Below are 13,386 nucleotides of genomic sequence, written 5' to 3'. Positions count from 1 at the left end.
TTTGCCGGGTGGCGGCTCCGCCTTACCCGGCCTACGTTTCTGCACTCACGCTAAAACGGGAATAACACCGGAATTAACACCACGCACACCACCATCACCAGCACGGTGAACGGCACACCCAGCTTCACGAAATCACTGAACCTATAATTCCCGGGCCCCAGCACCAGCGTATTGACCGGGGAAGAGACCGGCGTCATAAATGCCGCGGACGCCGCCATCGCAACCATCATCGCAAACGGATACGGCGAAACACCCATCGATTTTGCCATCGCCAGTGCAATGGGCGCCATCAGCACCGCCGTTGCGGTATTGGAGATGAACAAACCAATGGTGGCGCACATGACGAACAGGCAAACCATCATCAGGTACGGACCATATCCCCCGCCCGCGTCCATTAAGCCTTTTACGATCAAATCCACCCCGCCGGTTTTCTGTAGCGCCAGGGCGAAGGGCATCATCCCGACGATGAGAATAATGCTCGGCCAGTGAATCGCTTTGTAAGCGCTTTCGGCGTCGATACAGCGGAATTTGCCCATTAACAGACAGGCGATTATTGCCGCCACCGGGTTAGGGATCTCGTCCGTCAGCATCAGGGCAACCATCAATACCAGGCAAAAAATTGCATGGGGCGCCTGGCTGTGCGCCGGTGATGCATCGCTCTCTTCAATCGGCATATTTAGCACCACAAAATCGCGGCCTTTCTGCCCGAGCTGGCTAATCAGTTTCCAGTTGCCGACCACGAGGAAGATATCCCCCAGCAGGATCGGCTCATCCACCACCGCCCCTTCAAGGGCTACGCCATCGCGCTTCAGGCCTACCACGTTGAGGCCATAGCGGGTACGAAAGCCGATTTCACGCACGGTTTTGCCCAATAACTCCGATTCCGGGATCAGCGACACCTCGGCCATTCCCACATCCAGCGCCTGGTCAGAGAAATACTCGCCGCGCAGGACCATCGGCTCCAGCAGCTGCTCACTACAAAACTCCCGCAGATCCACGTCTGCGGTGGACATATCAATCAGCAGGACGTCACGCGCGCGAAACTCTGACACCCCGTTCACGTTAACGATCACCCGACGAAAACGACGCCAGCGCTCAACCCCGATGACGTTCGCGCCATAGCGTTCGCGTAGCTTAAGGTCATCCAGCCTCTGCCCCACCATAGGCGACCCCGGGCGGATAGCCAGACGTCGGGCACGCCCGGTCAGACGATACTCTTTAATCAGATCGCGGAAAGAGCGCCGCTTCCAGCCCTCTTTGGCTTTATCCTGCTTCTCCCCTTTCAGCGCAAAACGGGTCAATAGCATATAGATAATGCCCATCACCAGTACCACCAGCCCGATCGGCGTAACGCTGAAAAAGCTAAACCCCTCAAGCCCCTCACGGATCAGTTCGCTGTTCACGACGAGGTTCGGCGGCGTCGCGACCAGCGTCATCATGCCGCTGATGAGCCCGGCGAAGCTCAACGGCATCATCAGCCGCGAAGGGGAGATCTGCATCCTCATGCAGACGCTCAGCACGACCGGAATAAAGATGGCCACGACGCCCGTAGAGCTCATAAACGCGCCCAGCCCGGCGACCGTCAGCATCAGGTAAATCAGCATTTTGGTTTCGCTGCTGCCCGCCACTTTCACCAGCCACGACCCCATCATCGTCGCCACGCCGGTGCGTACCAGCCCGTCGCCAATAATAAACAGAGCGGCAATCAAAATAACGTTGGGATCGCTAAACCCGGAAAAGGCTTCCGGCAGGGAAAGGGTACCGCTCAGAACGAATGCGACAATCACAAACAGGGCGACGGCATCCATGCGCACCTTGCCCGTGGCAAAAAGAATGATGGCGATTAACAGCAGGCTCAGGACCCAAATCAGTTCACCGTTCACAACATGTCCTTGTCAGTGGAGGAGAAGCAATTCTGCCATAAAAAAGCCCCGGTAATGCGGGGCTATATCATGGGATTACATTTTTAGCGAGACGGTTACAACTCCGTCTGACGCCTTCGAGACGTCGATGGCGGTCAGGGTGTTAAGCACGAAATCCGCCTCCTCCAGCCGGGGGGAACCCGCCGGGACGTTAACGGCAATGACGTGGCTGCCGGCGTTCAGCCCGGCCAGCACGCCTGCCGCCGCGTCTTCCACCACCACGCACTCTGCTGGCGCAAGGCCGAGCAGTTCAGCGCCGAGCAGGAACGCATCCGGTTCAGGCTTGCCGCGCTTCACGCGCTCAGCGGTAATGAAGACGTCCGGCGTCGGCAAACCTGTCGCCTTATGGCGTGCATGCGCGACGGGAACCGAGCCGGAGGTGACGATAGCCCACGGGATCTGCGCTTCATTCAGGTGCTCAAGCAGTTCGCGCGCACCGGGCAGCGCGGTGATACCCTCGGTATCGGTAGCTTCAATCTGCTCAAGATAGCGGAACTCCGCCTGAATCTCTTCCTCAGAACGTCCCGCAAGGAAGTGCCGCAATGAGGTAATGGCCTGTTTGCCATGGATGAAATTTAGTACGTCCTGATGGTCAATGCCGTGCCGGTCGGCCCAGTGGCACCACGAGCGCTCCACCACCGGCAGCGAATCCACCAGCGTACCGTCCAGATCAAACAGAAAACCTTTACACTGCACACGCACCTCCGTCAGGCATTAATGATTTGTTGAATTTCGTTGCTGCTTAAATGGTACTGGCGCGGACAGGCGTGCCACGCGCTCAGCATACGTTGATACTTATCCCACATCGGGGTCTGGGCGTTGAAGCCGTGCGTACCCGCATCAAAATGGGTGTAGCGCCCTTCGGTATTCACCATAAAGCGTACATAGCTCAGATAGCGCGCTTCCGTCGCAGCATCAAAGCCCAGGAACGTCACGCGGCGCTCGTCAATGGTCTGCTGGTCCTTCAGATTGGTCCAGGACACATGCAGCGCATGGTACATCTCCATGATGTCGATAACGATACGGCAGGTTTCCTCTTTCAGTTCGCCAAATTCGCGATCCAGTTCGCGCATCTGCAAGCCAAAACCACGTTCAACAATGGTTTGCAGGCGGCTGTAGCGCGCAGCGTTATCGGGATCAAGCATAGTCATCATCTTGTACTGGTTAGACAAAATCAGACGTTGAGCATGGGTCATTTCCATCTTTCGACTCCTGTAGCGCATTGCACTGTAAAAAAAAGACACGGTAACTGATTGTTACTGTGCCTTCTTTTGGTCGTCGTTTCGATGATCAATCACAAGTCATCGAGGAATGTTTTATCAAGCTGTTTAAACGCACGCTTGAGGGTATCCGCCAGCGCCTGATAGTCCGGCTTACCTTCAACCGGTGCCAGCGCCTGGCCAGCCTCTTCCAGTTTTCCACGCACTTCATAAAACCAGTGTAAAATAGAAGGCGGAAGTGGCGTGACGGAACGTTTACCTAACCACCATAGCCCCTGCATCGGCAGGCTTAACGCAAAGAGCGCCGTCGCGACGGCAGGGCCAAGCTGTCCACCTAACGCTATCTGCCAGCACAGGGTAAAAACGGCAATCGGGGGCATAAAGCGAATCGCATAGCGCGTGGCGCGAATAGTGCGATTTTCAATAAACATGGGCGCGAGGCGCTTTTCCATCGGCCATGTCTTTGCGTAATGCTGTCCCCGACGAAACAGACTAAAAAAGTTCACGGACGGGATTTCGGGTGTCGACATGGCTGTACCTCAACTTCACGTATAAAAATTAAAATTTTCGTGCAAAACCACAACAGGCTATGACAACGTTCAAAATATTTTGTCATCGCTACCCCGTATCGGGTATCCTGTGCCAGCCTGATACGGCCGTAGACGATAAGCGTTAACTCGTCAAATTATCGCATATTATGCCATTGTCTGAAAAATGTTCAAAATGGCTTAAAATCATAGGTATTTCTTTCATCCTGCCAGAATGTTCGTTTGGCATGATGTTAATCATAAATGTCTGGGTCAGCATGCGTTACGCTTTTAGACTCACTGACGTTTTTTTAGCCACGTATCAATAATAGGTACTTCCATGTCGAGTAAGTTAGTACTGGTTCTGAACTGCGGTAGCTCCTCACTGAAATTCGCCATCATCGATGCGCTCAACGGTGACGAGTACCTCTCTGGTTTGGCCGAATGTTTCCATCTGCCTGAAGCACGTATCAAGTGGAAGATGGACGGCAGCAAACAAGAAGCGGCTTTAGGTGCAGGCGCCGCTCACAGTGAAGCGCTGAACTTTATCGTTAACACTATTCTGGCACAAAAACCAGAACTGTCTGCTCAGCTGACCGCAATTGGTCACCGTATCGTCCACGGCGGCGAAAAATACACCAGTTCCGTGGTAATCGACGACTCCGTGATTCAGGGTATCAAAGACTCTGCGTCTTTCGCACCGCTGCATAACCCGGCTCACCTGATCGGTATCGCTGAAGCACTGAAATCCTTCCCGAGTCTGAAAGACAAAAACGTGGCCGTGTTTGATACTGCGTTCCATCAGACCATGCCGGAAGAGTCTTACCTCTATGCCCTGCCATACAGCCTGTACAAAGAGCACGGCGTCCGTCGTTACGGCGCTCACGGTACCAGCCACTTCTATGTGACTCAGGAAGCCGCAAAAGTGCTGAACAAGCCGGTTGAAGAAGTCAACATTATCACCTGCCACCTGGGCAACGGTGGTTCTGTTTCCGCTATCCGCAACGGTAAGTGTGTTGACACCTCTATGGGTCTGACCCCGCTGGAAGGTCTGGTGATGGGTACCCGTTCCGGTGATATCGACCCGGCGATCATCTTCCACCTGCACGACACCCTGGGCATGAGCGTTGACGACATCAACAAAATGCTGACCAAAGAGTCTGGCCTGCTGGGCCTGACCGAGGTCACCAGCGACTGCCGTTACGTTGAAGACAACTACGCAGAAAAAGCTGACGCTAAACGTGCAATGGACGTTTATTGCCACCGCCTGGCGAAGTACATCGGTTCTTACACCGCGCTGATGGAAGGCCGTCTGGATGCTGTTATCTTCACCGGTGGTATCGGTGAGAACGCGGCAATGGTACGTGAACTGTCCCTGGGCAAACTGGGCGTTCTGGGCTTCGAAGTTGATCATGAGCGTAACCTGGCTGCCCGCTTCGGCAAGTCTGGCTTCATCAACAAAGAAGGCACCCGCCCTGCTATCGTTATTCCAACTAACGAAGAGCTGGTCATCGCGCAAGACGCACACCGCCTGACTGCCTGATTCCACACCGCCAGCAATGCTGGCGGTGCTGTTTTGTAACCCGCCCAACGCGGCGGTAACGAAAGAGGATAAACCGTGTCCCGTACTATTATGCTGATCCCTACCGGAACCAGCGTCGGCCTGACCAGCGTCAGCCTCGGCGTGATCCGCGCTATGGAACGCAAAGGCGTTCGTCTGAGCGTCTTTAAGCCTATCGCCCAGCCACGTGCCGGTGGCGATGCGCCAGACCAGACCACCACCATCGTTCGCAAGAACTCCAATCTGCCAGCGGCTGAACCGCTGAAGATGAGCCACGTTGAATCTCTGCTCTCCAGCAACCAGAAAGACGTGCTGATGGAAGAGATCATTGCCAACTACCACGCAAACGCGCAGGACGCGGAAGTGGTGCTGGTTGAAGGCCTGGTCCCGACCCGTAAACACCAGTTTGCCCAGTCTCTGAACTTTGAAATCGCGAAAACCCTGAACGCAGAGATCGTTTTTGTAATGTCTCAGGGCACGGATACCCCAGAGCAGCTGAAAGAGCGTATCGAACTGACGCGCAGCAGCTTCGGCGGTGCGAAAAACACCAGCATCACCGGCGTGATTGTTAACAAGCTGAACGCGCCAGTAGATGAGCAGGGCCGTACGCGTCCTGACCTGTCCGAAATTTTTGACGACTCCTCCAAAGCGAAAGTCATCAAAGTTGACCCGGCTAAGTTGCAGGATTCCAGCCCGCTGCCTGTTCTGGGCGCGGTGCCATGGAGCTTCGATCTGATTGCCACCCGTGCAATCGATATGGCGCGTCACCTGAACGCCACCGTGATCAACGAAGGCGATATCAACACCCGCCGCGTGAAGTCCGTAACCTTCTGCGCACGTAGCATTCCACACATGCTGGAACACTTCCGCGCAGGTTCCCTGCTGGTGACCTCTGCTGACCGTCCAGACGTGCTGGTTGCAGCGTGCCTGGCTGCGATGAACGGCGTGGAAATCGGTGCAATTCTGCTGACCGGCGGCTATGAAATGGACGCGCGTATCAGCAAGCTGTGCGAACGTGCGTTCGCCACTGGCCTGCCAGTCTTCATGGTGAACACCAACACCTGGCAGACCTCCCTGAGCCTGCAAAGCTTCAACCTCGAAGTGCCGGTTGATGACCACGAGCGTATCGAGAAAGTTCAGGAATACGTTGCGGGCTACATCAATGCGGACTGGATCGAATCCCTGACGGCGACCTCCGAGCGCAGCCGTCGTCTGTCTCCTCCAGCCTTCCGTTACCAGCTGACCGAGCTGGCGCGTAAAGCGGGCAAACGCGTGGTTCTGCCAGAAGGCGACGAACCACGTACCGTTAAAGCGGCAGCCATCTGTGCAGAACGCGGTATCGCGACCTGTGTGCTGCTGGGTAACCCGGATGAGATCAACCGCGTTGCGGCGTCTCAGGGCGTTGAGCTGGGCGCTGGCATTGAGATCGTTGACCCGGAAGTGGTTCGCGAAAGCTACGTTGCTCGCCTGGTTGAACTGCGTAAGAACAAGGGCATGACCGAAGCCGTTGCGCGCGAGCAGCTGGAAGACAACGTCGTGCTGGGTACGCTGATGCTGGAGCAGGACGAAGTTGACGGTCTGGTTTCCGGTGCGGTTCACACCACCGCGAACACCATCCGTCCACCGTTGCAGTTGATCAAAACCGCACCGGGCAGCTCTCTGGTCTCCTCCGTGTTCTTCATGCTGCTGCCTGAACAGGTTTATGTTTACGGCGACTGCGCGATCAACCCGGATCCAACCGCAGAGCAGCTGGCAGAAATCGCTATCCAGTCTGCGGACTCCGCGATTGCCTTCGGTATCGAACCGCGCGTCGCGATGCTCTCATACTCCACCGGTACCTCTGGTGCAGGCAGTGACGTAGAGAAAGTCCGTGAAGCGACCCGCATTGCGCAGGAAAAACGTCCGGATCTGATGATCGACGGCCCGCTCCAGTACGATGCCGCGGTAATGGCTGACGTGGCGAAATCCAAAGCGCCGAACTCGCCGGTTGCAGGTCGCGCTACCGTGTTCATCTTCCCGGATCTGAACACCGGTAACACCACCTATAAAGCGGTACAGCGTTCAGCAGACCTGATCTCCATCGGGCCAATGCTGCAAGGCATGCGCAAACCTGTGAACGACCTGTCCCGTGGTGCGCTGGTAGACGATATCGTCTACACCATCGCGCTGACGGCGATCCAGTCTTCGCAGCAGCAGTAATGTTTTGCCGGATGGCGCTTCGCTTATCCGGCCTACAGGACCGTAGGCCCGGTAAGCGCCAGCGCCACCGGGCAACAAAAAGGCGACCACACGGTCGCCTTTTTTTATTACAACAGCTCCCGCGCCGCCGACACAATGTCATGTGCCGTCAGGCCATACTCCTTTTGCAAGAAGTCCTGCGTGCCCACCTGACCATATCGTTCCTTCACCCCCACCCGACGCAGGGGCACCGGACAGGTTTCCACCAGCACTTCCGCCACCGCCGACCCCAGCCCGTTGTGAATGCTGTGGTTTTCGCAGGTCACAATACGCCCGGTTTTCTCGGCATAGTTTTTCACCAGCATCCGATCGATAGGCTTCAGGGTAAACATGTCGATGACCGCTGCGCTTACCCCCTCCTGCTCCAGCTGGCGCGCCGCCTCCAGCGCTTCCGCCACCATAATGCCGTTAGCAATCAAGGTAATATCGGTTCCCTCGCGCAGCACGTTGCCCTTGCCGATGGTGAAGGTTGACCCCGGGGCATACACGCTCGGGGCCTGTTTACGGATGGTCCTCACCCAGTAGAAGCCTTCCAGGTCGATAAGCTGACGCAGCACATCTTCGAACATCACCGCATCGGTCACCTCCAGCACCACTGAATGCGCCAGACCGCGCACGATGCCCATGTCCTCGAACGACATATGCGTCCCGCCGTTGTGGCAGGCCGTCACGCCGGCATCCGAGGCAATCACCTTCACGTTATTGCGCTGGTAGTCCAGGGACATAAACAGCTGGTCGAAGCAGCGACGGCTGGCAAAGGCGGTAAAGGTATGGACGAACGGCTTACGTCCGGTGAGCGACAGCCCGGCGGCCGTCCCAATCACGTTAGCCTCCATAATGCCACAGTTGATGACGTGCTGTGGATAATCACGCGCTACGCCGTCCATCGCCATCGAACTCATCAGATCCGCTTCGAGCGCAATAATCTCGCTCCCGGCCTCAATCTGTTTTGCCACAAAACCCGCGTAGACCTTACGCATCTCAACGGCATCTTTCTGTCCTGTCGGTGCAACCTTAATCATGTGAAGCCTCCAGTTGGCGAATCGTCTCGTTGAGCGCCGCTTTGCTCTCCTCAGTTAATCGCAGGTGATGCGAGTTGCTGAGCTGTTCCAGGTATGGCACCCCCTGCCCTTTGATGCTGTCGAGGATCACCACCCGCGGACGCGCATCGGCCGCAGGGATCGGCGCGGTCACCTCCAGCAGCGCCGGAATGTCATCCCCTTTCACCGTCACCACGTCAAAACCAAAGGCGCGGAATTTGCCTTCCAGGTCGAAGGCGCTGATGATTTCGTCCAGCTCGCCGTCGAGCTGCTGTTTGTTCCAGTCCACGAATACCGTCAGGTTGTTCAGTCGATGGTGAGCAATAAACTGGAAGGCTTCCCAGCACTGTCCTTCGTTCAGCTCCCCGTCACCGACGATGCAGAACACCCGGTTTGGCCTTCCTGCCAGCTTGTGCGACAGCGCCATGCCGCCAGCGATGGAGATCCCCTGCCCCAGTGATCCGGTGGTGGCATCCACGCCGCGTGTTTTCAGGCGATCCGGGTGACTTGGCAGACGCGTCCCGTTCTGGTTCAGCGTGCTCAGCTCTTCAATCGGGAAGTAGCCCTTAATCGCCAGCGTACTGTACAGCGCCGGGCCCGCATGGCCTTTCGACAGCACAAAGTAATCGCGCTCTGGCCAGTCCGGATCGGCCGGGTCAATTTTCATCACCGCGCCGTACAGCACCGCCAGCGTTTCAACGACTGACATGCTGCCGCCGTAGTGCCCAAAACCCAGCTGCGTAAGGGATTTCAGCGTCTCAAGGCGAATCTGACGCGCCAGTTCGGTTATTTCATTCTCATTCATGATTTGGCTCCGGGGTTTTCCTGCGCGTTACCGCTGGCAGGTTTGTTTTTAGCGAAGACGTTGTAGGCCACCAGCAGCGCGAACAACACAACAACCAGTCCGGTGATGGCAAACGGCGACAGGAAGCGCGCCAGGTTGCCCAGCACAATCCCGACCGCACCAAAATCAGCGTCCGAGAAGGTCGTATTCGCAAAGCCAATTGCGCCCAGAACAGGCAGTAGCAGGACCGGGAGGAAGGTGATCAGCAGGCCATTAGCAAAGGCGCCAATCATTGCCCCGCGGCGTCCACCGGTGGCGTTACCAAACACGCCCGCCGTTGCACCGGTGAAGAAATGCGGCACGACGCCCGGCAGGATCAGCACCCAGCTAAACTGACCGCAGATGAACAAGCCCACAATCCCGCCGAGGAAACTAAACAGGAAGCCAATCAGCACCGCGTTTGGCGCATACGGGTAGACTACCGGACAGTCCAGCGCAGGCCGCGCATTGGGCACCAGTTTTTCCGAGAAGCCAGTAAAGGCCGGGACGATTTCCGCCAGAATCAGGCGCACGCCCTGCAAGATGATGAACACGCCTGCCGCGAAGGTGATGGCCATAATGATGGCGTACACCAGGTAGTTCTGGCCGCCGCTGAAGGTGGCCTCCACGTACTCACGTCCGGCGCTCACCGCCATGATCAGGTAGATAATCATCATGGTCAGGGAGATGGAGATTGAACTGTCACGCAGGAAGCTAAGGTTCTTCGGCAGGTTCATCTCTTCGGTGGAGCGCGAACCTTTACCGACCTTGCTGCCAATCCAGCCGGACAGCACGTAGCCCAGCGTGCCGAAATGACCGAAGGCGATCTCATCGTTGCCGGTAATACGCTTCATATAGCGCTGCGCAATCGCCGGGAAGAAGGCCATAATCAGGCCGAGGATCAACGAGCCGGTAAAGACCAGCCCGACCCCCTCGAAGCCTGCAACCGTCAGGATCACGCCAATCATGCATGCCATGTAGAAGGTGTGATGCCCGGTGAGGAAGATGTATTTCAGGCGGGTAAAGCGCGCAACAATAATATTCGCCACCATCCCGAAGGCCATAATGAGCGCGGTGGAAGCGCCATATTTTTCCAGGGCAATCGACACAATAGCTTCATTGTTGGGAATAATGCCCTGAATATTAAAGGCGTGCTCAAACATACCGCCGAGCGGATTTAATGAGCCCACCAGCACGGTTGCGCCGCCGCCCAGTACAATAAAGCCGAGAATGGTTTTAATTGTGCCTTTTACCACATCCGAAAAGGCTTTTTTCTGCGCCACAAGACCAATCAGGGCAATTAAACCGACCAGCACTGAAGGGACTTTTAAAATATCAACAACGAAGTTCAGCGTTTCAAGGATAAACATATCCACCTCGCCTTATCAGGATTATTGTCTTTCGAACCAGGCGCGCAGCTGCGCTTCGAGTTCGTTAATATCGATGATATTGTTGATCACCACCAGCTGGCTTTCCGGCACGCTGGCGCTTGCGGCAATGTCTTTCGCCATTACAAACAGGTCCGCCGCGCCCGGCGTAGCCGAGGAGAGATCGGAGTGTTCAACCTCGGCCTCAATTTCCAGTTTTTTGAGCACCTTTTTAATATTCATTTCGACCATAAAACTGCTGCCCAGGCCGGAGCCGCAAATAGCCATGATTTTCATTGTTATCCCCTTTTTTGAGTAGAGTACGCCCCATCACGCTGATGCGTAATGTTGAGATGAATCGGATTAAATAATTAAATCAGAAGCGATCGATGATGGTTTTTATCTCCTCCAGCGTATTCGCCCGATGTAATTCAGCCATATCTTCGTCGCTGGAAAATAATTCCGCTAAGGCTGAGATCATTTCGATATGGCTATGCTTGTCCGGCGCCGCCAGCATCACAATCACATCGACGGGGTCAAACTCACCGGCACCAAAAGAGACACCCTGTTTCAGTTTTAATAATGACAGGCCAAGTCCTTTCGCCCCTTCTTCCGGTCGCGCATGGGGCATTGCCAGCCCTGGAGCCAGCACATAGTAGGGACCTAACGTGTGATGCTGCTCGATGATAGCCGTGACATATTCCGGCGCAATGACCTGCAAATCCAGCAGCGGTTTCGCGCACAGTTCCAGCGCCTGGGGCCAGCTTTCAACGCTATCCTGTAGGATGATGGTTGTATCATATATCCACTTTTTGAGCATTTTTCACTCCCGCTAAAGACCAGACATGGGCAAACTCTATTCAACCCATCAATTAATGACTGCGATCGCGATCACAAAGATAGCGCTACCAACAACTAACATGCAGAACTGTGATAGCGCTATCAAATTACTATCATGGTGCGAAATCACAGCAAAAAAAGGGATTTAAGGCGTATACTGCCTGTCACGTAAAATGAAGGATGAAACTGAATCGCGTCCTGTCAGCAGGAAGATGTATGTCTTTAACCCGAAAACGGCGCAGTACCGGAAAAGTAACGCTCGCGGATGTCGCGCAGCTTGCCGGCGTCGGCACGATGACTGTTTCCCGTGCCCTCCGCACGCCCGAACAGGTTTCCGATAAACTGCGTGAAAAAATTGAAGCCGCGGTGCAGGAGCTGGGATACATGCCCAATCTTGCCGCCAGCGCACTGGCATCGGCATCGTCATGGACGATTGCGATGGTTGTACCCAATCTTTCCGAAGCTGGCTGTTCCGAGATGTTCGCCGGGCTACAGCAGGTGCTCCAGCCAGCCGGATATCAGATCATGCTGGCGGAATCTCAGCATCGTCTTGAACAGGAAGAGAAACTGCTTGAAACGCTGTTGGCCTCGAACATCGCCGCGGCGATACTGCTCAGCGTCGAGCACTCTGATACCGTGCGACACTGGCTAAAAAACGCCTCTATCCCGGTGATGGAAATGGGTGCAATGCGTGCCGATCCGATTGATATGAATATCGGGATTGATAACGTCGCCGCCATGTATGAACTTACCGAGATGGTGATTCAGCGCGGCTACCAGAATATCGGCCTGCTGTGCGCTAACCAGGAACAGTGGATTTTTCAGCAGCATTTGCAGGGCTGGTACAAGGCGATGCTGCGCCACCACCTGGCGCCGAACAGAGTGATTAATGCCGCCATGCCGCCGAACTTCTCCACCGGCGCGGCACAATTGCCAGAGTTCCTGCTGGCGTGGCCGGAGCTGGATGCGCTGGTGTGCGTGTCAGATGAACTGGCCTGCGGCGCGCTGTATGAGTGCCAGCGTCGGCGCATCAAGGTGCCGGACGATTTAGCGGTCGTAGGTTTTGGCGACAGCGACGTCAGTCGCGTCTGTCAGCCGCCGCTGACGACGATGGCAGTACCGCATCGCAAGATTGGGATTGAAGCCGGGAAAGCGTTACTGGAACGTCTTAATGACGGAGACTGGCGCGACCATAAACCCATCGCGTCCAGCCTGTGTCTGCGGGAAAGCTGTTAAGGCTTACTCAGCCTCTTCCTCTTTTTCCGCCTTATTTTCCGGTTTAGCGGATTCGTTTTTGGCGTTGCGGGTCATCCACAGCGCCAGTGCTTTAAGGGAATCCGGCGTGAATTCGTCGCAACGCGCGGTGATCTCTTCCGGCGTCATCCAGCTGACTTCGCTCACTTCCTCTTCCTGCAAGGCGAAAGGCCCATGGGAAACGCAGCTAAACAGCCCGCCCCAGACGCGGCAATGCTCATCTTCAAAATAAAACTGGCCGTGCTCGGCAAACGGCACGCCAGCGATACCTAACTCTTCTTCCGCTTCACGACGCGCGGAATCCAGCAGCACTTCATCGGCCTGCACGACGCCACCCGCTGTGGCATCCAGCATACCAGGAAGAAAATCTTTGGTGTCGGTGCGACGCTGGACCAGAATCTTGCCCATGCCGTCATGAACAACGATGTACGTCGCGCGGTGACGCAGACGCTCCGCACGCATTTGTTCGCGGCTGGCCTGCGCGATCACTTCATTTTCTTCGCTGACAATGTCAACCCATTCAGTACTTGCCAAATGATTCTGCTCCACCATCGGGAAACCTTCTCGTCTAAGCGCTCTTTCGGCGCGTTTGCA

The 13,386-nt window shown here is 55.7% G+C and carries 13 protein-coding genes; 3 read left to right on the top strand and 10 right to left on the bottom strand.

Annotated features, from left to right (window positions below):
* Nucleotides 1-50 precede the first annotated feature (50 nt).
* From ACOTXD_RS04215 to yfbV, 4 genes are all read right to left on the bottom strand, one after another.
* Nucleotides 51-1,883, bottom strand: coding sequence for an SLC13 family permease (locus ACOTXD_RS04215; protein WP_045350222.1), 1,833 nt, complete (start codon nt 1,881-1,883; stop codon nt 51-53).
* A gap of 75 nt (nt 1,884-1,958) precedes the next feature.
* Nucleotides 1,959-2,618, bottom strand: a complete 660-nt coding sequence (locus tag ACOTXD_RS04210) for a sugar phosphatase (RefSeq protein WP_061856637.1) — start codon at nt 2,616-2,618, stop codon at nt 1,959-1,961.
* An 11-nt stretch (nt 2,619-2,629) separates the two neighbouring features.
* Nucleotides 2,630-3,124 (bottom strand): YfbU family protein, encoded by a 495-nt coding sequence (locus tag ACOTXD_RS04205; RefSeq protein WP_003861461.1) that lies wholly within the window; start codon nt 3,122-3,124, stop codon nt 2,630-2,632.
* A 92-nt stretch (nt 3,125-3,216) separates the two neighbouring features.
* On the bottom strand, nt 3,217-3,672 hold the full coding sequence (gene yfbV / locus ACOTXD_RS04200; protein WP_003861459.1) for a terminus macrodomain insulation protein YfbV: 456 nt from the start codon (nt 3,670-3,672) through the stop codon (nt 3,217-3,219).
* Between the two features lie 337 nt (nt 3,673-4,009).
* On the opposite strand from yfbV, the gene ackA reads away from it, so the two are divergent.
* Both ackA and pta read left to right on the top strand, forming a co-directional pair.
* Nucleotides 4,010-5,212, top strand: coding sequence for an acetate kinase (gene ackA / locus ACOTXD_RS04195; protein WP_015572267.1), 1,203 nt, complete (start codon nt 4,010-4,012; stop codon nt 5,210-5,212).
* A gap of 75 nt (nt 5,213-5,287) precedes the next feature.
* Nucleotides 5,288-7,429: a phosphate acetyltransferase gene (pta, locus tag ACOTXD_RS04190; RefSeq protein ID WP_022651538.1), complete on the top strand. Its 2,142-nt coding sequence runs from the start codon at nt 5,288-5,290 to the stop codon at nt 7,427-7,429.
* A 107-nt stretch (nt 7,430-7,536) separates the two neighbouring features.
* Here the strand turns inward: pta and ACOTXD_RS04185 are convergent, their stop codons facing one another.
* The 5 genes from ACOTXD_RS04185 to ACOTXD_RS04165 all read right to left on the bottom strand — a co-directional run bounded on the left by ACOTXD_RS04185 (nt 7,537) and on the right by ACOTXD_RS04165 (nt 11,518).
* A complete protein-coding gene (locus tag ACOTXD_RS04185) occupies nt 7,537-8,490 on the bottom strand; it encodes a transketolase family protein (protein ID WP_003861452.1) in 954 nt (317 codons plus the stop codon).
* A complete protein-coding gene (locus ACOTXD_RS04180; protein WP_045308694.1) occupies nt 8,483-9,313 on the bottom strand; it encodes a transketolase in 831 nt (276 codons plus the stop codon). The genes ACOTXD_RS04185 and ACOTXD_RS04180 overlap by 8 nt, the downstream gene beginning before the upstream one ends.
* Nucleotides 9,310-10,701 (bottom strand): PTS ascorbate transporter subunit IIC, encoded by a 1,392-nt coding sequence (locus tag ACOTXD_RS04175; protein ID WP_022651540.1) that lies wholly within the window; start codon nt 10,699-10,701, stop codon nt 9,310-9,312. The genes ACOTXD_RS04180 and ACOTXD_RS04175 overlap by 4 nt, the downstream gene beginning before the upstream one ends.
* 21 nt (nt 10,702-10,722) lie before the next feature.
* On the bottom strand, nt 10,723-10,995 hold the full coding sequence (locus ACOTXD_RS04170; RefSeq protein WP_003861447.1) for a PTS sugar transporter subunit IIB: 273 nt from the start codon (nt 10,993-10,995) through the stop codon (nt 10,723-10,725).
* A gap of 79 nt (nt 10,996-11,074) precedes the next feature.
* Nucleotides 11,075-11,518, bottom strand: coding sequence for a PTS sugar transporter subunit IIA (locus tag ACOTXD_RS04165; protein ID WP_022651541.1), 444 nt, complete (start codon nt 11,516-11,518; stop codon nt 11,075-11,077).
* 236 nt (nt 11,519-11,754) lie between these two features.
* On the opposite strand from ACOTXD_RS04165, the gene ACOTXD_RS04160 reads away from it, so the two are divergent.
* Entirely contained in the window at nt 11,755-12,774 is a 1,020-nt protein-coding gene (locus ACOTXD_RS04160; protein WP_003861441.1) for a LacI family DNA-binding transcriptional regulator, read from the top strand.
* 3 nt (nt 12,775-12,777) lie between these two features.
* On the opposite strand, the gene yfcD is transcribed toward ACOTXD_RS04160, so the two are convergent.
* The gene (gene yfcD, locus ACOTXD_RS04155) at nt 12,778-13,344 is read right to left on the bottom strand and encodes an NUDIX hydrolase YfcD (protein WP_003861439.1); all 567 of its coding nucleotides are present in this window, start codon (nt 13,342-13,344) and stop codon (nt 12,778-12,780) included.
* Between the last annotated feature and the right edge of the window lie 42 nt (nt 13,345-13,386).

This window comes from Enterobacter cloacae complex sp. CDL013 (assembly GCF_049238805.1).
Classification (GTDB): domain Bacteria; phylum Pseudomonadota; class Gammaproteobacteria; order Enterobacterales; family Enterobacteriaceae; genus Enterobacter; species Enterobacter hormaechei_C.
The sequence above is the reverse complement of the archived record's forward strand: the minus strand, read 5'-3'. Positions and strand labels throughout refer to the sequence as shown.

Excerpts from the sequence above, each read along its gene's own strand:
- ACOTXD_RS04205 (WP_003861461.1), bottom strand. The coding sequence starts at position 3,124 with ATGGAAATGACCCATGCTCAACGTCTGATTTTGTCTAACCAGTACAAG.
- yfbV (WP_003861459.1), bottom strand. The coding sequence starts at position 3,672 with ATGTCGACACCCGAAATCCCGTCCGTGAACTTTTTTAGTCTGTTTCGT.
- ackA (WP_015572267.1), top strand. The coding sequence starts at position 4,010 with ATGTCGAGTAAGTTAGTACTGGTTCTGAACTGCGGTAGCTCCTCACTG.
- ACOTXD_RS04185 (WP_003861452.1), bottom strand. The coding sequence starts at position 8,490 with ATGATTAAGGTTGCACCGACAGGACAGAAAGATGCCGTTGAGATGCGT.
- ACOTXD_RS04180 (WP_045308694.1), bottom strand. The coding sequence starts at position 9,313 with ATGAATGAGAATGAAATAACCGAACTGGCGCGTCAGATTCGCCTTGAG.
- ACOTXD_RS04175 (WP_022651540.1), bottom strand. The coding sequence starts at position 10,701 with ATGTTTATCCTTGAAACGCTGAACTTCGTTGTTGATATTTTAAAAGTC.
- ACOTXD_RS04170 (WP_003861447.1), bottom strand. The coding sequence starts at position 10,995 with ATGAAAATCATGGCTATTTGCGGCTCCGGCCTGGGCAGCAGTTTTATG.
- ACOTXD_RS04165 (WP_022651541.1), bottom strand. The coding sequence starts at position 11,518 with ATGCTCAAAAAGTGGATATATGATACAACCATCATCCTACAGGATAGC.
- ACOTXD_RS04160 (WP_003861441.1), top strand. The coding sequence starts at position 11,755 with ATGTCTTTAACCCGAAAACGGCGCAGTACCGGAAAAGTAACGCTCGCG.
- yfcD (WP_003861439.1), bottom strand. The coding sequence starts at position 13,344 with ATGGTGGAGCAGAATCATTTGGCAAGTACTGAATGGGTTGACATTGTC.